This is a genomic window from Chryseobacterium sp. KCF3-3 (assembly GCF_045865955.1).
Lineage (GTDB): Bacteria > Bacteroidota > Bacteroidia > Flavobacteriales > Weeksellaceae > Chryseobacterium.
In genome coordinates, this window is record NZ_AP035792.1 from 5,122,669 (window position 1) to 5,147,965 (window position 25,297).

Sequence of the window (25,297 nt, forward strand, 5' to 3'; positions counted from 1 at the left end):
ACCTTGTGTCCATTTGAAACACGATGTTTTTATTGTTATGCTCAACTCAGATAATATTTCCTATGAAAATCTTAATTATAGAAGACCATAAAGATTTGATCATCAATATCACTGATTATCTGAAAAATGAAGATTATATCTGTGAAATTGCATGCGATGCCCAAACAGCATTCGAAAAGATTGAACTTTTTGAGTATGATTGTATTCTTCTTGATCTGATGCTTCCCGACGGAAATGGTCTGGATATTTTAAAACATATTAAAACCTGCTCTGCGGGAACAGGTGTAATCATTGTATCAGCAAGAGATTCATTAGACATCAAATTAGCAGGACTGGATGAAGGTGCCGATGATTATATTACAAAACCTTTCCCACTTCCTGAACTTCATTCCAGGATAAAAGCTGTTTTCAGGAGGAAAACCCCGGAAACCCACCGACATCTTATCTTCAATGAAATATCAATAGATCTGGAATCTAAAGCCTGCTGTATTTCTAACCAGCTGATCAGTTTAACCAAAAAGGAACTGAACCTTTTGATCTATTTTATCAACAACCAAAACAGAATGCTGACCAAGCAGGCCATCGCCAGTCATTTATGGGGAGATTACACCTATAGTATTGACAATATTGATTTTGTATATCAACATTTGAAAAATCTAAGAAAAAAGCTCATAGAATCAGGAGGTAAAGATTATCTGCAGACTGTCTATGGATTGGGCTATAAGTGGATTGACAAATGAGTTTAAGTTTACGGTTTGCAAGGGCTTTTGCCTGTTTGGTATTCTTTGTTCTGGGAACGGGTTTTATCATTATGTATTTTGCTCTTGAAAGAACCACCGTTCGTTCTGCTATTCTAAAACTACAAGCCCAGAATATGCAGGCGGCCCATCAGCTGGAACGAGATCCATTTTATGATTACACTCTTTTCAGACAGAATCCTGCAGTGAATATCCTTCCTGATTCTCATACCATATCTAAGGCGAAAAAAATTAAAGAAAAGTATATTTGGGACCATAAAACACAGTCGTATATCAATAAGATAGAAGTAACGGATTATCTGGTCATTCACAAAAAAAAATATTCTATAAAAAGCATCCGTTACATTACGATCATTGAGCACCAGTTTCTAACAAGTATTCTGATGGTGATTGCATGGATAACAATATTTCTGATCATTCTAACAATCATTGTCAGTACAGTTGTGTCAAAAAGCATTCTGGAGCCGTTCTATTGTTCTCTGGACGAGATTAAAAAATTCAATTTAAAAGATCATTGTCAGATGAATCTTATGGAGACCAACATCAAAGAATTCAAACTGCTTAATCAGTTTCTGCTGAAAATGTCTGATAATTCAAAAAAAGATTATAATCTGCTGGAAGAACTTTCTGAAAACACTTCTCATGAACTCCAGACTCCTCTGGCTTCTATGAAAGGGAAGATAGAACTGCTGATGGACAGTCAGCTTTCTGAGTACCAGCTCACCACCTTAGATATGATGAATAATGAATTGGACAGACTCTCTTCTATCAATCAATCCCTTATTCTTCTGGCAAAACTGGAACATTTTGAGAAAAAAACAGCCAATCCCATCAATTTTTCCAAAATCTTACGAGAAAGACTGCAGTACTTTGAAGAACTATTTATTCTTCAAAATCTCTCTGTGATTATTGATATTCAGGATGATATTTTTTTAAGCTTCGATGAAAACCTGGCAGCCATCATCATCAATAACCTTATCAGTAATGCCAGAAAACACAATATGGATAATGGTGATATTCGCTTAAAGCTTACTGAACATTTTTTTGAGATCTCCAACACCGGCTATCCTCCTGCTCTGCCCACTGAAGAATTATTCCAGAGATTCAAGCGTGGCAACCCCAATCAAAACTCTATCGGGATTGGTTTGGCATTGGTGAAGAGAATTTTGGAGATCTACCAAAAGAAGATCTCTTACCATTTTAGCAATAACCGACATGTCGTTACAATATACTTCACAAATTAAAACACTGTAAAACAAAAATATAATAACAAAAATCACACATCAGTAACAACTTCAGAATTTCTTCAGAATTTATGTATTGCTTAGGTGCAAATAAAACCACCTATGAAAAGAATATTATTCATTCTGGGTTTAATGGGGTCTCAGATGGCTTACAGCCAGGACACTCTTAAACCTGGAACATCCGAAACTGCAGCAGAAAAAAATCCCTTAGATGTTGGTGAGCTTAAGATCAATCTTACTCCTAAAGGAGACAAATGGCTAAAATTCAGTGTTTCCAGCCAGATGTGGCTTCGAAGTATTGAAAATAATCCGGGCACAGCCGTCAATTCTGTCCCACAGCAGGAGACTTACGATGCGGGAATGCGAAGAATGAGGGTAACGATACAAAGCCAGATTACTCCTTTTTATTCTGTATTTCTTCAGGTAGGAGCGAACAATCAGAATTTCATCTCCGGAGGAGGCTCTGGTACCGGAACAAACGGAGCAGGAAAAAAGGCCGCTTTCTTTTTCCATGATGCCTACAATGAATTAGCAATTATTCCAAGAAATGATTTTCAGACAGGGTTACCTAATAAAAATAGCCTTTACTTCGGTGTAGGGCTTCATTCCTGGAATGGAGTAAGCCGGATGACCAATGGAAGCACCACCAAAATGCTGGCCGGAGATCTTCCTATTTTTAATTTTCCCACGATTGAAATTTCAGATCAGTTTTCCAGGCAGTTTGGGGTATTTGTACATGGGGAATTCGACAGGCTTAATTATAGATTCAGTGTTAATAAACCTTTTGCAACAAACTTAAAACCCAGTGTAGGAAGCGGCGCTGTAGATAATAATCAGAATGGAAAATTATCATTTGCAGGATATGCCTATTATCAGTTTTTCAATAAAGAAATTACAGCAACTTCTTTTCTGGCAGGAAATAACCTTGCCGTAAAAAAAGTACTGAATGTGGGAGCGGGATTTTATACGAATAAAAATGCTACCCAGACTCAGCCCAAAGAAAATGTTTTTGAGTCTCATAATACTTCGGTTTTGGGTACTGATATCTATTCTGAAATTCCCGTTGGGGATAAAAAGAAAGAAATGGGACTTACTTTATATGGTGTTTTTTATCATTATAACTATGGACCTAACTATTTAAGAACAAGCGGCATTATGAACCCTGGCACCGCAGATCCCGGATTTACAGGACAAAAAGCACTGGAAGGAGCAGGAAATAACAGAATTTTAATGGGAACCGGAAATATATTCTTTACTCAGGCAGGTTTTGTACTTCCTAAATTCAGTAAAATTCTGAAAGTTCAGCCATTTTTCAGCTATGCTTTAAAAGATATGAAAGCATTGCAGGAAAAAGGAAGTTACTATGACATTGGTGCTAATTTATTTCTCTATGGCCAGAATGCAAAAATTGTAGCTCAGTATAGCAGCAGACCTCTATATGACGCGGTTTCCAAAACAATTTTCGACAGAAAGGGAGAATTTCTGCTGGGGCTTTTCATCGTACTTTAAAATTATTTTTCTATGAATACAACTCAAATTACAACTTCACAGAGAATCAAAGCCATTATTGGCGGTTCAATAGGAAATCTGGTAGAATGGTATGACTGGTATGCGTATGCCGCATTTGCCATCTATTTTTCAAACTCATTTTTCCCGGATTCCGATCTTAATGCCCAGCTGCTTAATACCGCCGGAATTTTTGCTGTAGGTTTCCTCATGCGTCCTGTTGGTGGATGGATGTTTGGAAGTATTGCAGATAAAATTGGAAGAAAAAGAGCTATGACCCTTTCCGTTTTGCTGATGTCTTTCGGTTCACTGCTCATTGCCCTTACTCCTACTTATGAAACTATAGGAATCTTAGCTCCTGTCATGTTGTTGATTGCAAGACTTCTTCAAGGATTAAGTGTAGGAGGAGAATATGGTGTTTCGGCTACGTATCTGAGTGAAATGGCAGATGAAAAAAGAAGAGGTTTCTATTCAAGCTTTCAATATGTGACTTTAATTGGCGGACAGCTTATAGCTTTAGGAATTCAACTCATTTTACAGAAATTAGTTCTCACAGAAACACAGCTGGAAAATTGGGGTTGGAGAATTCCTTTTGTAGTAGGCGCTTTTCTTTCTGTGATTGCCCTGTATCTAAGATCAAGCCTTCATGAAACGGAAGCTTTTAAAAACAAAGCCTCTAATGAAAAGAAAGGGACCATCAAAGAACTCCTGAAGCATCCCAAAGCTGTACTTACTGTAGTGGGGCTTACATTGGGAGGAACGCTGGCATTTTATACCTATACTACCTATATGCAAAAATTCCTGGTCAATACAGTGCATCTCAGCAAAGAGCAGTCTACACTGATTTCATTTGTTTCTTTATTTATTTTCGCATGCCTGCAGCCGATATTTGGGATGTTGTCTGATAAAATAGGCCGAAAACCTTTATTAATTGGTTTTGGAATTCTTGGAACAATATGCACAGTCCCTCTTCTTACGATGCTGAGTGTGATTACTTCTGCGTGGGCTGCCTTCTTTTTAATTATGATTGCCTTAATTATTCTTAGCGGATATACTTCAATTAATGCAGTAGTAAAAGCAGAACTCTTTCCTTCAGAGATCAGGGCTCTGGGTGTAGGTCTTCCTTATGCCCTTACTGTTGCTATTTTTGGGGGAACTGCTGAATATATTGCCCTATGGCTCAAAAAGATAAATATGGAATCATTATTCTATTGGTATATCACAGCATGTATACTTTTTTCTCTGATTGTATATGCAAGAATGAAAGACACGAAAAAAACTTCAGAATTAGATAAAGATTAAATGCAGCTATATCGGTAAACCACAATATTTATTCGGCATTCTATCCCTTAACATATTACAAGTATAATAATTTAAACACTTATGAAATCAAAAAAAATATATCAGCAGCTTTACTTTCAAGTTGTTATAGCTATCATTGGCGGAGTACTTTTAGGCCAGTTTTATCCTGAAATCGGTGAGAAAATGAAACCATTGGGTGATGGTTTTATTAAACTGGTTAAAATGATTATTGCACCGGTTATTTTTATCACCCTTACATTGGGAATTGCCCACATGACAGACCTCACCAAAGTGGGCCGGATTGCTGTAAAATCAATGATCTATTTTCTTACTTTCTCTACCCTGGCTCTTGTCATTGGGCTTATTGTAGGAAATTTATTACAGCCCGGATCAGGATTAAATATTGATCCCTCCAATCTTTCAGGCGATATTTCTCAATATCAGCAGAAAGCCCACGATACCACAGTCACGGGATTTCTCACCAATATTATTCCGGACACATTGTTTAGTCCTCTTGTAGGTGATAACATTCTTCAGATACTTTTGGTGTCTATCTTAATGGGAGTTGCTTTGGTATTAACTAAAGATAAAAGCCAAAGGATCACTGATTTTATCCAGGATTTATCAGCTCCCATCTTTAAAATTGTACATATGCTGATGAAGCTTGCACCTATCGGAGCTTTTGGTGCAATGGCATTTACTATTGGGAAATACGGGCTTTACTCTGTTTTAAATCTGATTTTTTTAGTAGGCACTTTTTACATCACTTCTATCCTGTTCATCATTGTCATATTAGGAGGAGTAGCCTGGTATAATGGATTTAATATTTTCAAGCTCATCATTTATCTTAAAGAAGAAGTTCTTCTGGTATTAGGAACGAGTTCTTCAGAATCTGCACTGCCAGGACTTATGGAAAAGCTTGAAAAAGCAGGCTGTTCGAAAACTATTGTAGGTTTTGTTGTTCCTACCGGCTATTCTTTTAATCTTGACGGAACAAATATTTATATGACTCTTGCTTCACTTTTTATTGCCCAGGCTCTTAATATTCACCTGCCTATTGAAAAACAGCTGGCACTCCTTCTGATTGCTATGCTAAGTTCTAAAGGAGCAGCAGGAGTTACAGGAGCAGGTTTTGTCACTTTAGCAGCAACATTAGCGATTGTACCGGAAATTCCTATTGCCGGAATGACACTGATTTTAGGAATTGATAAATTTATGAGTGAATGCAGAGCGCTCACCAACGTTATTGGTAATTCTGTGGCTACTGTTGTAGTGGCTAACTGGGAGAATCAACTTGATAAAGAACAACTTCAGTTATGTCTTAATAACCCTCATAAAAACCTTACCGAATAATAAGAGCATTTCTATATTTAACTTCATATTAGTAAAGCCCTGTTTTAAAATTTTTAAAACAGGGCTTTTTTACAGATATAAATCAACAATAGCCACTATAAAAACCGTCATCCCTATCGTTAAATAACTACAATATTGATGACTTTTCAAGCTAATTTATTATATAGCTTTGCCTGTAAAAGAAGTTATATGAAAAGGTTGTTTTTATTTTTTATTATTCCAATGGGAATAATATTAATTGGTTTATTATTCCTTAGGTCCAGGAACACAAACAGTTCAACTCAGCAGTATAAATCACCTGATATTAAAAACAGTCCTTTCCATAAAGAATATCTTAGTAAAGGGGGAATAACTGTTGTTAATGTATGGGCAACCTGGTGTAAGCCATGTGTAGAGGAAATCCCGGTCTTTCAAAAAATAGCAACAGAAAATAATCATATCAAATTTGTTTTCTTATCGCTGGATGAAGATCAGAAAAAATTAGAAATGTTTCTTACAAAACACCCTATTAATGATATAACGTTTAAAAACAAAGAATATATAGAGACAATCAAAACATTTCTGGGTGGGAATGGGGTCATGGGATATAGCGTTATACCACAGACTTTTATTATAAAAGATGGCAAAGTTGTAGACAAAAGCATTGGAGGTATTGACTATCAAAATTTTACAGACAAGTTAAAATCATTCTAGATCCAATTAAATAGGTTGATTAAACCAAAAAAAATTGGATTATTCAAATAATTTATTAACATAAAAATCCAAAAATTATGAGATTTAAATCATTACTATTTATGTCCCTATTTCCAATAATAGGTTTTGCACAGCAAGATAGGCCTCATGAGTGTAAAGCAGATGAAATGATGAAAAAACATTTTGAGCTGCATCCTGAATCTAAGGCTGAATATGATAATTTTGAGAAATACACCAAAGATTTCATAAAAAAAATGAAATCAAACAAAAATTCATTGAATACAATCAATAATCCAACCTACATTATCCCTGTGGTTTTTCATGTGTATGGAGAATCTCAAAGTAATGTAAAAGTAAATTACCAAAAAGTAGTCGACTTACTGGAACAAATCAACTTAAATTTCAATGGAATTAACACTGATTCAAACACCGTAGATCCTGATTTCCAATCTATCAGAGGAGCTTTAAGCATTGAATTCCGTTTAGCTAAAATTGACCCCACCGGAAAAGTAACCAGCGGAGTGGTATTTCATCCTTTCAAAGGCGGATATGGCAATGGTGGCGGATATGATACAGAAATTGGTGCAGATGCCTGGGATAATACAAAGTATATGAATGTGTATATCCAAAATGATCTTTATGCTGATAAAACTCTTAATAACTCAGGAGTTGCCTGGTATCCGGCTTCAGACATGACTTCAGATAATACAGCAAGAGTTGTTTATAATGGACGTTATATATTTAATGCTGCAGGAACAGTAGCTTCAAACGAGTTTTCTGATACATTCACTCACGAATTTGGGCACTGGCTCAATCTTCAGCATACTTTCAATGTTCTTTGTTCAACTGCAAACCCTGGTAATGATGGTGACGGAGTGGCTGACACCCCTGTAGAAAATAATTCTAATGGATTAGGATGTGCAACTGGCAACAATTGTCTTGGACAGAAAGTGAACGTTGAAAACTATATGGGATACAATGGCGCTGCCGGTTGTTATAAAATGTTTACCAATGGACAAGTTTACAGGATGCTGGCAGCATTAAACCATGCTTCAAGAGTAACTTTATGGCAGCCTGCCAACTTAGTTGCAACCGGAGTTGCCAATACTCCGCCCAGGCTAACCCTTAGCAACAGTACATTTACAGAAAACTTAGACAATAATGGAGCAGTGTCATTAGATGGAACAGTAGCCTCTGCCCCTACATCAACAATTACATTAAATTCAGCAACATTTGACGTACCAAATGGAACAACTCTTACTGCAGGAACACATTTCACCTCTTCATTACCAGCAGGACTAACAGCAAGTATAGTAGTTACAAGCCCAACAACTGCTACACTTACCATAAATGGTGCTGCAACCAGTCACCCAAAAAGCCAGGTCCTGAATTCATCAATTACATTCCTGAATCCAGCTATAACAGGAGGTACAGCTTCACTAGGATCAACAACAGCTTTGGCATTAACTTTTTCTTATAAAGATCCTTATAAAATAGTTACTGGGACTCCTCTGGAAAGCTATGCCAACCCAATAGCAACAACCGTAACAACCAACCCCGGAGCTCCTTGGAAAAAATTTATCATTAACCCCGAACTTAGTGATAATGCAGAATATGGTGCTTGGTACTATACCGCAAATCAATTACAATTGGAAACCTACTGGAAAGGATTAGTTTGTGAAACAGGAACCAGAAATATCAGTTTAATTCCTGCCTGTACCACCATAACGAATACAAATTATATAGGTTATCCTACTTATTTCCCGGGACTACTTGATGTATACAACCCAACATACACTACCTGGTCCGGAAAAACAGCTTATGTTGGTTTTAGAAATCAATTCGATGGCTACAACATTAACGGTTATTTCAAACTGATTGTGGGGGCAAATGGTTCAGATTATTCTGTAACTGAGTATGCATACAATACACAACCATATGGCAGTATTACAACACCTTGTGTATTATCCACTGCAGATGTTGATACAAAAAACTCAGAAACTTCCATCTATCCAAATCCAGTTTCTGATGTATTGACAATTAAAACAACAGGGAAAATTAAATCAATTGCTGTTTATGATATGTCTGGAAGAAAAATAAATGCTAAAGTTATTGGTGATAAGGTTGATGTTAAATACTTCCAAAGCGGAACTTATTTAATTGATATTGAAACTTCTTTAGGAAAGTCTTCTCAAAAATTCATTAAAAAATAAGATCAAATGCTATATAATAAAATATGATATCTAATAAAAAGGGGCTAAATATAAATTCGTTTAACATTCATATTTTTTAACTTCCTGTATTTTATGAGATGGTGCAGGATCAGGATGGGCTCAATGAGCCCATCTTTTTTATATATCATTCTTAAAAATATGTTATATGACAATTTATAGCTTCATTGCTATAGTCTAATGTTTACAACATATACTTCTTATTACTTAAGCTATTTCAATAAGTTTGTCATTATTAAACTGTTTATGCATATCCGATTTTTAGTAGTAATGACATTTCATCTTTTAAATTTCGCTCATTTAAATTTAAAAGTATAATATAAGTCAATTACATGATCCTTTAATAAAAAGATATCATTTCTAAACATAAATTCGTCAAACATTCATATTTTAACTTCCTGTATTTTATGAGATGGTGCAGGATCAGGATGGGCTCAATGAGCCCATCTTTTTTATATATCATTCTTAAAAATATGTTATATGACAATTTATAGCTTCATTGCTATAGTCTAATGTTTACAACATATACTTCTTATTACTTAAGCTATTTCAATAAGTTTGTCATTATTAAACTGTTTATGCATATCCGATTTTTAGTAGTAATGACATTTCATCTTTTAAATTTCGCTCATTTAAATTTAAAAGTATAATATAAGTCAATTACATGATCCTTTAATAAAAAGATATCATTTCTAAACATAAATTCGTCAAACATTCATATTTTAACTTTCTGTATTTTTGAGATGGTACAGGATTAAGATGGGCTCAATGAGCTCATCTTTTTTATATAACATTCTAAAAAAAGGTCTTATATGACAATTTATTACTTCATTGATATAGTTGAATATCTACAACCTATACTTCTTATTACTTAAGCTATTTTAATAAGTTTGTCTTATTAAGTTGTTTATGTATACTTTACTAGTAATATTTTAAATAAGTAAAAGATAGGGGACATCTTTTGAGAACCTGCTATATCCACATTTTCAATTTCCGATTTTTAGTACTATTGACATTATTCATAATATTAAATTTCACCCTTTTTTAATTTAAAAGTATAATATAAATCGGATATAAAGTCCAGTAACTTTTTTAAAGGATATAGTACGTATTATTAGTATTTAAGTGTACAATGGAAGATGGGCAATACGCTCATCTTTCTTTTTTCTATACCACAGTCTTCTTTATAAATCTATTAAGATCAACAAAGGATATTACTTGTTTTTATCATTAAAAAGGCAGGGTTTCATCGATTAATATTTTCATAAGTGTAGTATAATGCCTACGATTCTGATTCTCTGTTATAGAAAAGCATTAAATATTTTTGTCACACATCGAAGAATTAATGAGATCTATATTTACTCTGGCCGTTGTGGCAGCCCTTAATCTGGCATGTACCCAGACTGAACCAAAAATATTTACCAATAAGAACTCCTCTCCTATCTATCATAAAGTTTACCAAATTTCGGAATTGCCTGCTGTTCCAGACTTTGCTGCACCAATTAAAGAATCGTGGGAAATTCGAAAATTCACATTGATCAAAGCTGACTGCAAAATATTAAATTTTGAATTGAAAGTTACATCCTCATATTTTTGGAAGGAAGACAATACCCTGACTGGTTTTGTGATGACTGATAAAAAAACAAAAGAGAAAGCAGTGATGACAATAGAAGAAAATGGATATGAACTGATTTATACTGATCATTGCAAAATCTTCAAATTACAAGGTAAAACTGACACCGATAATAAAGTATTGACCGATCCGCTGAGTATTCTCAAGAATAAACTTCTAACCTATGCAAGGACCAGGAGATAATATACTTTACGCAACAATGAGAATTCTATATCGATTTTACATGATACACATGTCTTAAAACAGAAAAAAATAACACTAACAATATTTTCACAATCGTAGTTCAACAACTACACTTTAAATTCTTTGTTACACCCATTACATTCTTAATTTCATCATTAAAATAGAATTAAATTATGAGAAAAATTATGTTTTTAATGGCTATTGCAGCCATATCATTTGTTTCATGTAATAAAAAAAACATTGAATCAAGTTCATTCACTGATAATAATGATAGTATGTATAAGATTTCAGAATTACCACTAATTCCAGAATTTGCGAAACCCATTGAAAAGGAAGGCGAAGTAAGAAAATTTACACTCATAAAAAATGATGGAACAAAACTGTATTTTGAATTAAAAAGTACTAAAGAAAAGTTTTCTGGAGATAAGCACAAACTTGCTGGTTTCGTGACAAACCACATGAAAATAAAAGGAAAAGCATCTATGACTGTTGGAGAAAACAGCTATGACTTATCCTATACTGATAATCAAGAAGATTGTACATTACAAGGAGAAAATAAACGAAGCATTAAATATAAAAATATCGAAATTAATTTACCTGGAATTATTAAAGAAAACTTTTAGCCAATTCCAGAAACAAATGATAATCTTTGTCAAAGAATAAATTACAAACCTGTTTAAACTTTTATTTTCCAGAGGAACGAAATAGAAAAGATTTCTTTCTGCTCCAAAATATCTCTGAATTCTTTACTTCTCAACCCTGAACCTGCATTAAGAAACAAACCTTTCTATTCTACATTGATATCTTTTAAGAGAGAAAAGATTTCTTTAAAAACATACTCAATCTTATAGAGATTATGAAGCTGTCTACTTAAAGAATTTTTCTAAGAAAGCATCTGCCTCTGATTATCATAAAGAAAAATACCGTTGCTTTTTTTTGATGATTTTCTCTCCCAATATCCAGCAGATTCTCCTCCTGTTCTACTTCATGTATAACTTCCATTTAACCAAACACAGGGAAGAATCAGATTCTGTAGCAGAAAAATCCAGACTCGCTTAAAAGGAACCTTTATTGCTTGCTTCATTTATTGAAATAATAATCTAAAAGTTTCTAGCTTATTGTTTTCTTAGAATTTTTTTTTCAAACTCAATTCACAACATCGACAGCCCATTTTAATCATTTTATAATAAATTGGAAAATTCTTCCAAAATTGAATCTTATAGAACCCTCTCCTTTTACCTTTTCTTAGATAGGGTAAAATCTATTTTTCCTATTTATATTTCTTTATGAATTCCAGAATTTCAGTCCTTTTTTTGCGGCTATAAATTGCTAATTTCTCTAACCTCTTTTATCCATTATAAAAGTTTAAATAAGATCGATAATATATTTTGTAAGCAGCTTAATAAAAACGAAAAATAACACTAACAATATTTTCACAATCGTAGTCAAACAACTACGATTTAAATTCGTTGTTATACCTATTACATTCTTAATTTCATGGCTAAAAAAGAATTAATATCTGAAAATTATTATGCTGGGTTGCATTTAAACCCTATTATTCACTACATCGGATATTTAAACCTTCAAACTGCTATTCAATCAGTAATGGACATGTATGAAAAAATCAATATCAACTTATTCAGATTAAAAAAGAATGAGATCATCTAGATTTCCAAATCCGTCCAATGTAAAAAAAGGATGAGCAAAACTACTCACTACTCACAGAAATTTCATTCACATCATCTATTTTAACAATACGGTCATACAGTCATTAAACATAATAAAAAAAACAATAATATGAGAGAAAATTTACTTTTAGTGTTATTTTTAACATTCCTTGGAAACTTTGTTTTGGCTCAAAATAAAGGCAGGGTAGAGATTGCGGCAAAGCCTACGGCTGCATCTATGAAAGCAGGTGCTTTTATAGATGTAAATGCACCAGGCTATCCAGAGTCGAACTATCCTATAAATCAGCTGATCAGTGATGTTCTTATATCAGGAGGCACCACTTGTATCAGTTCAAATGTAAGCAATGTAACTGTTTCCCCAAACTTACCGGCCACTGATCCTAACCGAAGCTGGGGATATTTCAATAAATCAAGTACAAACTTTCCTTTCACTAAAGGAATTATACTTTCAACAGGATATGCAAATAAAGCAGGGAATACTTTTGAGTCCAATTTAAGTGATAACCTTGGGACCGGAGGAGATGCAGATCTATCTGCTGCTATAGGAACCAGCAACTTACAAAATGCCACTTCTATAGAGTTTGACTTTGTGGCTGCTTCTACAGAAATTACTTTCAGATATTTATTTGCTTCTAAAGAATATCAGAGCAACTATCCTTGTTCCTATACTGATGGTTTTGCCTTATTATTAAAAAAAGTATCTGATCCTACCTATACCAATCTTGCTGTACTTCCAGGAGGAGCAGGGCCTGTAAGTGTAACCAATATTCGCCCTCAATATGCAGACTGTGGACCTAAAAATGAAGTATATTATGCGGGTACCAATACTGCTCAGATTGAGACTAATTTTAATGGACGTACCATTCCACTTACTGCAAAAGCAACGGTAGTTCCTGGAGAAACCTATCATTTTAAAATTGTGCTTGCGGATTATAATGATACCGCATATGATTCAGCAGTATTTCTTGAGGCAGGATCCTTTGATATCGGAATTGGAATGATGGATCAGACAGGAGTCATGCTTCCGGATTCTGTCAATATGTGTGATAATACGCCACAGACTTTTACTGCCTCAATTCAAGGATCTAATATAACTTATCAGTGGTATCAGGGAACCAATGCTATTCCGGGAGCGACAAATGCGAGCTATACTGCAACACAACCTGGTGTATATACTGTTAAAGTTTTTATTCAGGGAAACAACTGTCCAGGAGAAGCAACCATTACTGTAATAGGCGGAACTTCGCCTGTCGTTCAGAATGCAAACTTAAGTGAATGTTCAAACTCAGCAACGGCCACTTTCGATTTAACATCCGCACAAACTTCAATAAGTACTACTCCGGGAGCTGTGTTTTCATATTACACGACATTAGCAGACGCCAATGCAGGAAATACCAATACCATTGCCAATCCTGCGGCTTATCTTTCCGGAAATGCAATCATTTATGCCCGCGTCAGCTCAGGAGCATGTTTCAAAGTGGCTCAATTGCAGCTTACAGTAATACAGACTGTAACTCCTGTTATCACTCCTTCATCAACTACCATTTGTTATGGAGGAAGCGTGACTCTTACCTCAAACCAAACTACGGGAAATGTATGGTCTACAGGTGCTACGACACAATCTATTACCGTGACCTCTCCGGGAACTTATACCCTATCCAACAACAATGGATGTACAAGTACTTCTACTTCAGTCACCATCAATGCTGAAAGCAATCCTGATGTACAGATCACTGGAAACCTGATTCTTTGTGAATCTTCAGCAACTACTTTAACAGCTACCTCTACAGGAATCGGAAATACTTTTTCCTGGTCAAACGGGGTAAACGGATCTACCAATACCGTTACGGCAGGAGGTGTATACACAGTGACTGTTACTACGCCTTCAGGGTGCCAATATCAAAAATCCGTTACGGTGGATCAAGGTGTCGTTCCGGTAGTTCAGAACGCAAACTTAAGTGAATGTTCCAGCTCCGCAACAGCTAATTTCGATCTAACATCCGCACCAACTTTAATAAGTACTACTCCGGGAACTGTATTTTCATATTACACGACATTAGCAGACGCCAATGCAGGAAATACCAATACCATTGCCAATCCCGCAGCTTATCTTTCCGGAAATACAACCATTTATGTCCGTGTCAGTTCTGCAACATGTTTCAAAGTGGCACAGCTACAGCTTACAGTAACACAGACTGTAACCCCTGCCATCACCTCTTCGTCAACTATCATTTGTTATGGAGGAAGCGTGACTCTTACCTCAAACCAAACTACTGGAAATATATGGTCGACAGGTGCTACGACACAATCTATTACTGTGAACTCTCCGGGAACTTATACCCTATCCAACAGCAATGGATCATGTACAAGTACCCCTGTTTCAGTAACCATCAATGCTGAAAGCAATCCTGATGTCCAGATCACTGGAAACCTGGTTCTGTGTGAATCTTCAACAACTACTTTAACGGCCACCTCTACAGGAACCGGAAATACTTTTTCATGGTCAAACGGGGTAAACGGATCTACCAATACCGTTACGGCAGGAGGTGTTTATACCGTGACTGTTACTACGCCTTCAGGGTGCCAATATCAAAAATCCGTGACGGTGGATCAAGGTGTCGTTCCGGTAGTTCAGAACGCAAACTTAAGCGAATGTTCCAGCTCCGCAACAGCTAATTTCGATCTAACATCCGCACAAACTTTAATAAGTACTACTCCGGGAACTGTATTTTCTTATTACACGACATTAGCAGACGCCAATGCAGGAAATACCAATACCATTGCCAATCCCGCAGCTTATCTTTCCGGAAATGCAACCATTTATGTCCGTGTCAGTTCTGCAACATGTTTCAAAGTGGCACAGCTACAGCTTACAGTAACACAGACTGTAACTCCTGTTATCACTCCTTCATCAACTACCATTTGTTATGGAGGAAGCGTGACTCTTACCTCAAACCAAACTACTGGAAATATATGGTCGACAGGTGCTACGACACAATCTATTACTGTGACCTCTCCGGGAACTTATACCCTATCCAACAGCAATGGATCATGTACAAGTACCCCTGTTTCAGTAACCATCAATGCTGAAAGCAATCCTGATGTACAGATTACAGGAAACCTGGTTTTATGTGACCCTTCAACAACTACTTTAACGGCCACCTCTACAGGAACCGGAAATACTTTTTCATGGTCAAACGGGGTAAGCGGATCTACCAATACCGTTACGGCAGGAGGTGTATATACTGTGACTGTTACTACGCCTTCAGGGTGCCAATATCAAAAATCCGTGACCGTAACTCAAGGTGTGGTTCCGGTAGTTCAGAACGCAACCTTAAGCGAATGTTCCAGCTCCACAACAGCTAATTTCGATTTAACATCTGCACAAGCTTCAATAAGTACTACTCCGGGAACTGTATTTTCATATTACACGACATTAGCAGACGCCAATGCAGGAAATACCAATACCATTGCCAATCCTGCGGCTTATCTTTCCGGAAATGCAACCATTTATGTCCGTATAGCATCAGCTACCTGTTCGAAAGTTGTAGAATTGCAATTGATAATCAATATAAACCCTACTCTAGTCATTTCTACATCTGCTCCGGCAATCTGTAGTAATGGGAGTGTAACTTTAACATCGAATTTTGCAACGGGAAATACATGGTCTACAGGAGCAACGACTCAATCTATCACCATAACAGCTCCCGGAACTTATACTTTAACTAATACAAGTGGAAACTGTGCCATTGCTCCTGCATCAATTACTGTTGTAGCAGATGTGGATCCCAATGTGCAAATTACTGGGGGTTTAGCCTTTTGTGAAGGTTCATCTACAATTTTAACGGCAACGGCATCAGGCACAGGAAATACTTTTTCCTGGTCAAACGGGGTAAACGGAACTACCAATACAGTTGTTGCAGGAGGTATTTATACAGTAACTGTTACAACACCTGCAGGTTGTCAATATCAAAAAACCGTAACCGTAACCATGGACCCTGCAATAATTGTCAATATCGCTACTCCTTCACAAATTACATGTACTGTTGCTCAAATTACACTGGATGCTACAACATCTGTTTATCAGCCTGGAGCAACATTCTTATGGACAGCAGCCAATGGTGGAAATATTGTTTCAGGAGCAAATACATTGACTCCGGTAGTGAATAATGGTGGAACTTACACGCTTACGATTACAAGTGCTAATCCATCAGGTTGTGTGAAACAAGCTACAGTAACCGTAATAAATAATACAACTCCACCTATTATTTCTATCACCGCACCTGCTCTTACAATTTGTAAAGGGCAATCTGTTACTCTAACTGCATCCGGTGCTATAACCTATACATGGACTGGATTATCAGGTAACGGAAATACTCAGACAGTTTCCCCTACTTCCACAACGACCTATACCGTAACTGGAGTGGGAATCAATGGTTGTGCTTCACAAACAGCTGCAACCATTACCATCAATGTGGTTCCTGAAATAACATCCGCTCTGAACAATATAGAAATCTGCAAAGGAGATACTGGTATATTAGATGCAGGATCAGGTTTAAACTATACTTATAGCTGGAATACCGGAGCGACAACTCAGAAAATCAATGTAACTGCTACCGGTACTTATACAGTAACCATCAATAATGGAACTTGCTCTAAATCCTTTACTGCTGCAGTTTCATATATTCTTACCCCAGAAATTACCGGTATAGTTTACAATAACAATACCTTAACTATTAATGCAAAAAATAATGGAAGTATTTCTCTTGAATATTCTATTGATGGAGGGGTTACCTGGCAGACTTCAAATGTTTTCACCAATGTTCTTAAAAACACTCTATATTCTATTCGGGTTAGAAACAAAGAGACTTCTTGTGATACAAATGTAGAATATTACACATTCTTTATGGCTAATGTTATTACTCCAAATAATGATGGCATTAATGATGTAATAAATTTTAGTGAGATCAGTAAATACGGAAATTTTGAAGGAAGCATATTCGACAAATATGGTAAAGCAGTATTTAAACCAACCTCAAAAACTCCAATCTGGGATGGGAAATATATTGGAAATCCTCTTCCAACTGATACTTATTGGTACAAACTATTCTGGCAAGATAAAATAAGTAAAAAGAATGTTGAACTATCAGGTTGGATCCTATTAAAAAACAGAGAGTAGATCTGATGAATATTATTAAGGATTTATTTTCTTAAAAAAAGTAAATCCTCTATAACACAAAAATCATCACACAATGAACTACCCCCAAAAAGTGTCTGACTTTTTGGGGGTAGTTTTTTATGGGGAAATCAATATTGTTTAAGTTTTAAGAATAACGTGTAGAAACTATAAGTATAAGTATCATTAAAAATTACAAAGTTTAAAACTGAAAAATATATTTTCAAAGTTAGAAATACACCATGACATTCTGAAAGAAGTTATCACGAAAACAATTATTCCAGGAGATTAATTGTTCCGGATTACGATGTTATTATTGCCGGAGCCTAAAAATTGGCAAGTATACACCATTCACAATATTATTATAGCAATAAAAAAGACGACAATAAAAGCAATTAATATCTTCATATATGTAGTTTAATTTTTACAGCAGCCTTTTTATTATATCCCTATTAAGTGATTAAATTTGTCACCAACTAAAGAATTATATTTATGAAAAAGATTATGATTTCAATGGCTTTTGCAGCCACTCTGTTTGTTTCATGTCACAATGAAAACCTTGAAACCAGTTCACCTGCTGATAGCGGTATCGTAACCAATAATGGCAGTATGTACAAAATTTCGGAATTACCATTAATACCGGAGTTTGCAAAGCCTATTGGAAAAGAAGGAGAAGTGAGAAAATTCACGTTGATTAAAAATGATGGTTCACAATTGAATTTTGAACTTATAAGCAACAAAGCAACTCTATTTGGAAAAATGAGAACCTTTATGGGAACAGTAGATACAAGTGGACAAAATAAAGAAAAAGCCATCATGATTGTAGGAGAAAATGGTTTTGACTTATTTTACACAGATCAGAATCAGGATTACAGATTAAAAGGTAATCAGGATCTCAATATTGGTTTGCAAAAAGGAAATCTGGGAATCAACCCTAATCACAGAACTCAGTTCCTGGCTTTGGCTAAGAAAAAAGGATTAGACGGTGATCATTTATTACAGGAAGCGAATAAAAAACCTGTTGATAATGATAAACGTTATGAGGTAGCAGTGGAAAAGTCAAACTATTATTCCTTAATTAATGTAACAGCTACCTTACAGAAAAAGGGTTCCGGTAAAAATTATGGAAAATGTAATGCAGATTCTCTTCCCTTTCCATCTTCTGAAAAATCATATGGCAAAAATTCAGGGTCTTTGCGTGCATATAATATTGAGATTGTATATAGTGACAGTACTTTTGATTTTGACTCATCTTACGCTGCTCTTTTAACATCACTTAATTCAGTAGATTCAGGATTTGAAACAATTCTACCCAATGTTACTCAATTTCCTGGACGTCCTAATAATCCTGATTATCCATTATCTGTAGATGATGAACTACAATATAACAATACATTTTCTAAGGTAGATAATTCAAGTGAGCAATTAAATAAACTTACCAATTGGATTGAAACTGTCAAACCTCATAGCCCTGGAAAAGTAGTGAGGGTTGCTCTATATGAATACAAATGGGACGCGACATGGACATCCAGCACACATGGACTGGCATGGACCGACCAATATAAATATAGTGGCAGTATTCAAAGTAGCGGCCGCAAATATTCATCATTGATATCCTGCGATGATTATAGTAATACCCTCGCACATGAATGTGGTCACAATTTAGGAGCCAAACACGTGGACGGCACTGATCTGATGTATAAAAGTGTCTCTTATACTCATTCACACTATGACGCTACCAACATCTCTAACATAAAAGGGTCATTAACTTATTAATAGTAAATATATTTAATATAATCCGGATCTTAGAATCAGTACATCGTAAAAAGGATGAGCAGCTTTGCTCATCCTTTTATTATATTACCTATGTTCATAAAAACGACAAATAAGACCATTAATATTTTCACATGCGTAGTTTAACATCTACATCTATTCTTTTTTATTTCACAAATACGAGAGTAATTTTATCACTGATTAAAGAATTATATTTATGAAAAAAATTATGATTTCAATGGCCTTTGCAGCCACTCTGTTTGTTTCATGTCACAATGAAAACCTTGAAACCAGTTCGCCTGCTAATAGCGGTATCGTAACCAATAATGGCAGTATGTACAAAATTTCAGAATTACCTTTAGTTCCGGAGTTTGCAAAACCTATTGAAAAGGAAGGAGAGGTTAGAAAATTCATACTCATTAAAAATGATGGCACAAAACTTAATTTTGAACTAAAGAGTATTAATAGTACTTTATTTGGAAAAATGAGAACACTTATTGGCTCAGTCAATACAGGTGATGAAAACCAAAATAGAGCTATTATGATTGTCGGCGAAAATGGTTTTGACCTGTTTTATAAAGACAAAAATCAGGATTTTAGGCTAAAAGGGAAAAATGAGCTAAATATTGGTTACAAAAAAATTGAATTTAATCCCCAGGGAAAACAGAAATCAGAATTTCTTGCTTTTGCTCAAAAAAAAGGGATCAATGGCCAGCAATTACTAAACCAAGTGAACGAAAAAATGATAAATGACAATAGTCTTTATAATGTAACTATTGAAAATTCAAATCATTATATTTTATTAAATGAGACCGCTGCTGTACAAAAAAGAGGATCAATAGAAAGTCATAGAAAATGTAACACAGATTTACATTCTAATCCAGCTATCAATAAAATATCAAATATGACTGCCTCAAAACAAGGCAGACCTTATGAAGTTCAAACTTATAATCTACAACTTGTAAAAATGTATGGAAATGCTGATATTGATGGACAATATGCACAATTAGTAAATACATTATATAACGTTGATGCAAGATTTACAGTAAACCTTACCCAATATCAACTTACCAACTCTATACGTAATCCGGACGACACTTTTAACGAAGCTTATGTAGAAGAATTAGCAGAATTGGCAAACGCAACATCAAAGGTAGCTACCTCAGGTGCCCAGATGACTAAATTATCAAATTGGTCTGTTAGCCATCCTTTTACAGGTTCAGGTAGATTCGTAAGATTTGTATTATATGCAGATGCTTGGGAGGACCATGCCGGTCAAGCTTATCTTAATTTCTACAGAGATAGTGATAATTCCAATCCATATATTCATGGAAACTCAATATTAGTTGCTTGTGATGACTATAGCACGGTACTGACCCATGAGTGCGGGCATAATATGGGAGCTGAACACGTTGATCTTGCTGATGATGTAATGTATCCTAATGCTAATTTTCTTGGAAAATTACACACTAATCCTGATAATATCCGTAAAGTACAAACATCATTATATAAATATACTGATTAAAAAATATCATTTATATAAAATTTTCACAAACTTTTCAATTGTACCTTATGATATAGTCCGAATTTAGAATCAGTACATTGTAAAAAAGGATGAGCAGTTTTGCTCATCCTTTTGTTTTAAAAAAGACCAAAACTTATTTACCACACAGCAATAAATAACTTCTTATCCGTAGTACAATATCTACAATTTTAATTCTCTATCGCTTTACTTATTTCAATAGCTTTGTAATAATAGATTTCACTTACAAAATATCATAAAAATATTTGACAACGCTCATCGTCATAGAAATTTTGGCCTTGGATTAATCCGGAATTTTGTTAAGAATAATATTATCTGTATTTATTTCAACATCCTAGTTTAGAAAACATCCCTTCAGGATATAAACCGTAGGTTTTTTTTGTAAGTGTTTGTGGAAAGATGGGCTACTGCTCATCTTTCTCTTTTTTTGAAGTATGTGATAAAGTTATAGAAAAAATAATCCCTTATTTCAACGCTAGCAATCTATATCCCGGTTCATTTAACCAAACAAAATGGGCCAAAACAGGTCATTGCTTCTCCCTACATTAAGAAAAAAAAACATAAAAAACTGTAGTTTTTTAATGATATTTTCACATTTTCTTTTAATCATCCGACAATTTATTTCTACACACATTATTTCCACATAAAGGGATTTAAATATGATATTTACAACACAAGTATCACATTAAAGAGAATTAATATAACGTTTTTACGAAAGATTAACCATATTAACATTTATAAAACTATGAAAAAAATTATGTTTTTATCACTATTCCTTGCCGGATTATGTGATGTGTATAGTCAAAATTTTGAACTTCAAACCTACAAAGCAGGCTTTGAGTTACCAGTTGGAGTAGTTTTTGACAGTAGTGGCAATGCGTATGTCTGGGAAAAAGCTGGTAAGGTAAAACAAATAGCCCCGAATGGAGGTAATGTCACCACAATTATTGATATTTCAAATGAAGTGATGAATCCTAGTGGTGATGATCATGGGTTATTAGGATTTGCTCTTGATCCTCAATTTGCCACTAATGGCTATGTGTATTTATGGTATATTGTAGAACCCCGGACTCTATTCTCTGGATTAAATGCTGATGATCAGTTTTCTGCAACTATTGCAAGATGTACCCGATACACTTATACCAATGGTGTTCTTGATCCTGATACCAGGAAGGTGTTGGTAGGAAATAATACCCAATATGGTTTTACAGATGGACCTCCTATTCTAGCAACGGCACACGGGGTTGGAAGTGTATTTTTCGGAGCGGATGGTAGCTTAATGCTTTCTGTTGGAGATAGTTCTCTGGGGGATCAGGCAGGAGCACAAGGAGTTGCACGAGGCATTCTCCCTCAGGCTGAGCAATCATTACGACAAATGCGAGCTCAATCAAAGACTTCTCTTTCCGGTAAGATTTTAAGAGTAAATAAAAATACAGGAGATGGAATACCCGGGAATCCGTATTATGATTCAACCCAACCAAGAAGTGCGCAATCCAGGATAGCAGTGATGGGTCTTAGAAATCCTTACAGGGTTACTGCCATTACACAGAATATTGTAGGAAACGGACCTGGGCAGTTTTTAGTAAGTGATACCGGAGAAAATGCATGGGAAGAAGCAGCCCTATACTCTATGGGGGACAACGGAGGATGGCCACATTACGAAGGATTTGATAACGCAAGAATCAATGAACAGTTTACTACCTTTCCAAAAGATCCTTCTTACACTTTCAAATATCCCTTATATGCATGGGCTCATCCAGATAATGGTAACCCTAATAAACTCTGGGGAACAGACAGCAAAATAAACAAAGACGGAAATCCGATCCTTTGGTACAATCTTTCTTCTGATTCATACAACCATAAAGGTACCTCTTCTACCGCCAATACTTTTTATCCAAGAGAAATTAGTACTGACAGATATGGTGGTAGTTTAACAAACTCTGTTTTGGTGGGTGACTATGTAGGAAGTGATCTTATGGCCATCAAATTTGAAGAAAATAATTCCGCTGCCAATTTCTCACGTCCAACAAAGGTATACAAGGCCCTTAATGCAGGTGGTATTGTTCATTTATATACTAACCCATACGACGGATATATTTATACTGTAAATTATGATGGCAATGGAAATTCGATTTCAAGATTAGCTATAACAGGCAATTATGCTCCAACAGCAATCATTAAATCTGATAAAAATTCTATTAATCAGAATGGAAATACAGTACAATTCTATGGTGATCTTTCTTATGATAAAGAAACTCAAAACTTACAGTATTTATGGAACTTTGGAGACGGAACCACTTCTACTGAAGTGAACCCGGTTCGTACTTTTACGATTCCAAATTCTAATGCAGATAAGAGAGTGGTAACCCTTACTGTTACTGATGCAGGAGGAGCAACCAATATTGCCACCAAAGAAATTTATCTTAATAATAATGCTCCTGTTATTCAGGATGTTGCGATAAAGAGGTCATCTGACAACTCAGTTGTTCAAACCTTACCTAATACTCATCCAAGCTCTACCAATGTTAATATTAGCGTTGCGGCCACTGATGATTTGACAAGTGCTGCTAACTTAACCTATACCATGCAGGTAAACAGACACCATGATGATCATATCCATTATGGCTCAGTAATCAACGGTTCAACAACTAATACTACCTTTGTACCAGAAGGAGGATGCGGAGAAGGAGCAACCTATTGGTTTGAGGTTTTGGTAAAAGTAAAAGATGCACAAGGTGCTGAAACACAATTCAGCAAACAAATCTTCCAAACATGCAACGGGCTGCAAAATCAGACGATCACCGTTTCAAACCCATTAACGAAAATCAGCAAGTATGCTAATCCATATATTTTGAATGCTGCAGCATCTTCAGGGCTACCGATTTCATTCAGAAGGGTTTCCGGACCTATCAATATAGATAATTCCGGAAAAATTACCTTTACCGGAGGAGCCGGAGCTGCAAGAATCATTCTATTACAGGCAGGAGATACCACCTATGGAAATGCCAATCCTGTTTACCTGGACTTTGAAGTTAATAATGATGCTACACCAGTTGCTAATTTTACAGATCCATTTGAAGTATGTACAGACAAGAGTGTAAAAGTAATCAATAATAGTACCGGTGGATCTTCTACTTATACGTGGAGATTATATGATGGTAATAATCAGATTGTTCTTACCAGCCCTAATAAAGATTTTGATTTTACCATTCCTAACAGTACTTCTACCTGGTTTAGAATAGAACTGATTGCTACTAACTCCCTGGGAACAAATACAAGATCAAGTGGATGGATAGCTAAAAAAGTATGTTCTGCTACAACCTCCTCTCCACTTGCTAATTTTACCGCACCCAATACATTATGTACTAACAGCAATAATACGATCATTAATACAAGTAGCAATGGACCTGGTACCACTTATGAATGGACGCTGAAAGAAGGAAATACTTATCAAAATATTCTTACCAGTACCAACAAAGATTTTGTATTCACATTGCCTAACCTCCCTGCCTATTATTATGAAATTACTTTAAAAGCAACCAATTCATCAGGGACTCATACAAAAACCAGTGCATGGATTTATAAAGAACAATGTTCTGCTATAGCCTCCCCACCTCTTGCCAACTTTACCGCACCCAATACATTATGTACTAACAGCAATAATACGATCATTAATACAAGTAGCAATGGACCTGACACCACTTATGAATGGACGCTGAAAGAAGGAAATACGTATCAAAATATTCTTACCAGTACCAACAAAGATTTTGTATTCACATTACCTAATCTTCCCGCATACTATTATCAGGTTACTTTGAAAGCAACCAACTCATCAGGAACCAACTCAAAAACCAGCGCATGGATGTATAAGAATCAATGTACAACAAAAACAAGTCTTAACAATAAAGTAATTTATGCTTCAGAAAGAGATAAACCAGAACTTCCAATAGACAATGATCTTGTTTATCCAAATCCAACAAGTTCAAGTGTTAATTTCAGCTACAGTGCCTTACAAAGCTATACCGAGTATAGTATTTACGATATGGCAGGAAGAGAAATGAAAAAAGGTTCAATACAGGATGCGAAAATAGATATTTCCAAGTATCCAAACGCAACTTATACAATCATATTCATCAATACCCAAACAAAAGCAAGGGTTATCAAGAAAATTATTAAAAAGTAAATTTCAATCACTATGGTGCGCCTTAACGGCG

Annotated in this window: 13 protein-coding genes; all 13 read left to right on the forward strand. The window is 35.4% G+C overall.

The features are described from left to right. The first annotated feature begins 62 nt into the window (after positions 1 to 62). The 13 genes from ACKTTZ_RS22840 to ACKTTZ_RS22900 all read left to right on the forward strand — a co-directional run bounded on the left by ACKTTZ_RS22840 (position 63) and on the right by ACKTTZ_RS22900 (position 25,266). Positions 63 to 740 (forward strand): response regulator transcription factor, encoded by a 678-nt coding sequence (locus tag ACKTTZ_RS22840; RefSeq protein ID WP_407846698.1) that lies wholly within the window; start codon positions 63 to 65, stop codon positions 738 to 740. Then, positions 737 to 2,002 (forward strand): sensor histidine kinase, encoded by a 1,266-nt coding sequence (locus ACKTTZ_RS22845; RefSeq protein WP_407846699.1) that lies wholly within the window; start codon positions 737 to 739, stop codon positions 2,000 to 2,002. The genes ACKTTZ_RS22840 and ACKTTZ_RS22845 overlap by 4 nt, the downstream gene beginning before the upstream one ends. Positions 2,003 to 2,104: 102 nt before the next feature. Further along, positions 2,105 to 3,511: a porin gene (locus ACKTTZ_RS22850; protein ID WP_407846700.1), complete on the forward strand. Its 1,407-nt coding sequence runs from the start codon at positions 2,105 to 2,107 to the stop codon at positions 3,509 to 3,511. A gap of 12 nt (positions 3,512 to 3,523) precedes the next feature. After that, positions 3,524 to 4,810 carry an MFS transporter gene (locus ACKTTZ_RS22855; RefSeq protein ID WP_034700031.1) on the forward strand — a complete coding sequence of 429 codons (1,287 nt, stop codon included), beginning with the start codon at positions 3,524 to 3,526 and terminating at the stop codon, positions 4,808 to 4,810. 81 nt (positions 4,811 to 4,891) lie between these two features. Continuing rightward, positions 4,892 to 6,163, forward strand: a complete 1,272-nt coding sequence (locus ACKTTZ_RS22860; RefSeq protein WP_034700033.1) for a dicarboxylate/amino acid:cation symporter — start codon at positions 4,892 to 4,894, stop codon at positions 6,161 to 6,163. A 189-nt stretch (positions 6,164 to 6,352) separates the two neighbouring features. Beyond that, complete coding sequence (locus tag ACKTTZ_RS22865; protein WP_407846701.1) at positions 6,353 to 6,856, forward strand: TlpA family protein disulfide reductase; 504 nt, start codon at positions 6,353 to 6,355, stop codon at positions 6,854 to 6,856. A 167-nt stretch (positions 6,857 to 7,023) separates the two neighbouring features. After that, positions 7,024 to 9,069, forward strand: a complete 2,046-nt coding sequence (locus ACKTTZ_RS22870; RefSeq protein WP_407846702.1) for a M43 family zinc metalloprotease — start codon at positions 7,024 to 7,026, stop codon at positions 9,067 to 9,069. A 1,363-nt stretch (positions 9,070 to 10,432) separates the two neighbouring features. Next, the gene (locus tag ACKTTZ_RS22875) at positions 10,433 to 10,903 is read left to right on the forward strand and encodes a hypothetical protein (RefSeq protein ID WP_253316946.1); all 471 of its coding nucleotides are present in this window, start codon (positions 10,433 to 10,435) and stop codon (positions 10,901 to 10,903) included. A gap of 173 nt (positions 10,904 to 11,076) precedes the next feature. Further along, on the forward strand, positions 11,077 to 11,526 hold the full coding sequence (locus ACKTTZ_RS22880) for a hypothetical protein (RefSeq protein ID WP_034700039.1): 450 nt from the start codon (positions 11,077 to 11,079) through the stop codon (positions 11,524 to 11,526). Between the two features lie 1,174 nt (positions 11,527 to 12,700). Next, a complete protein-coding gene (locus tag ACKTTZ_RS22885) occupies positions 12,701 to 17,770 on the forward strand; it encodes a choice-of-anchor L domain-containing protein (RefSeq protein WP_407846703.1) in 5,070 nt (1,689 codons plus the stop codon). Between the two features lie 489 nt (positions 17,771 to 18,259). Next, positions 18,260 to 19,543 (forward strand): zinc-dependent metalloprotease family protein, encoded by a 1,284-nt coding sequence (locus ACKTTZ_RS22890; RefSeq protein WP_407846704.1) that lies wholly within the window; start codon positions 18,260 to 18,262, stop codon positions 19,541 to 19,543. Between the two features lie 214 nt (positions 19,544 to 19,757). Further along, entirely contained in the window at positions 19,758 to 21,065 is a 1,308-nt protein-coding gene (locus tag ACKTTZ_RS22895; protein ID WP_034700043.1) for a zinc-dependent metalloprotease family protein, read from the forward strand. A gap of 763 nt (positions 21,066 to 21,828) precedes the next feature. After that, positions 21,829 to 25,266 (forward strand): PQQ-dependent sugar dehydrogenase, encoded by a 3,438-nt coding sequence (locus ACKTTZ_RS22900; protein ID WP_407846705.1) that lies wholly within the window; start codon positions 21,829 to 21,831, stop codon positions 25,264 to 25,266. Positions 25,267 to 25,297: the final 31 nt, after the last annotated feature.

Excerpts from the sequence above, each read along its gene's own strand:
- ACKTTZ_RS22890 (WP_407846704.1), top strand. The coding sequence starts at position 18,260 with ATGAAAAAGATTATGATTTCAATGGCTTTTGCAGCCACTCTGTTTGTT.
- ACKTTZ_RS22880 (WP_034700039.1), top strand. The coding sequence starts at position 11,077 with ATGAGAAAAATTATGTTTTTAATGGCTATTGCAGCCATATCATTTGTT.
- ACKTTZ_RS22865 (WP_407846701.1), top strand. The coding sequence starts at position 6,353 with ATGAAAAGGTTGTTTTTATTTTTTATTATTCCAATGGGAATAATATTA.
- ACKTTZ_RS22850 (WP_407846700.1), top strand. The coding sequence starts at position 2,105 with ATGAAAAGAATATTATTCATTCTGGGTTTAATGGGGTCTCAGATGGCT.
- ACKTTZ_RS22845 (WP_407846699.1), top strand. The coding sequence starts at position 737 with ATGAGTTTAAGTTTACGGTTTGCAAGGGCTTTTGCCTGTTTGGTATTC.
- ACKTTZ_RS22900 (WP_407846705.1), top strand. The coding sequence starts at position 21,829 with ATGAAAAAAATTATGTTTTTATCACTATTCCTTGCCGGATTATGTGAT.
- ACKTTZ_RS22870 (WP_407846702.1), top strand. The coding sequence starts at position 7,024 with ATGATGAAAAAACATTTTGAGCTGCATCCTGAATCTAAGGCTGAATAT.
- ACKTTZ_RS22885 (WP_407846703.1), top strand. The coding sequence starts at position 12,701 with ATGAGAGAAAATTTACTTTTAGTGTTATTTTTAACATTCCTTGGAAAC.
- ACKTTZ_RS22895 (WP_034700043.1), top strand. The coding sequence starts at position 19,758 with ATGAAAAAAATTATGATTTCAATGGCCTTTGCAGCCACTCTGTTTGTT.
- ACKTTZ_RS22855 (WP_034700031.1), top strand. The coding sequence starts at position 3,524 with ATGAATACAACTCAAATTACAACTTCACAGAGAATCAAAGCCATTATT.
- ACKTTZ_RS22840 (WP_407846698.1), top strand. The coding sequence starts at position 63 with ATGAAAATCTTAATTATAGAAGACCATAAAGATTTGATCATCAATATC.
- ACKTTZ_RS22875 (WP_253316946.1), top strand. The coding sequence starts at position 10,433 with ATGAGATCTATATTTACTCTGGCCGTTGTGGCAGCCCTTAATCTGGCA.
- ACKTTZ_RS22860 (WP_034700033.1), top strand. The coding sequence starts at position 4,892 with ATGAAATCAAAAAAAATATATCAGCAGCTTTACTTTCAAGTTGTTATA.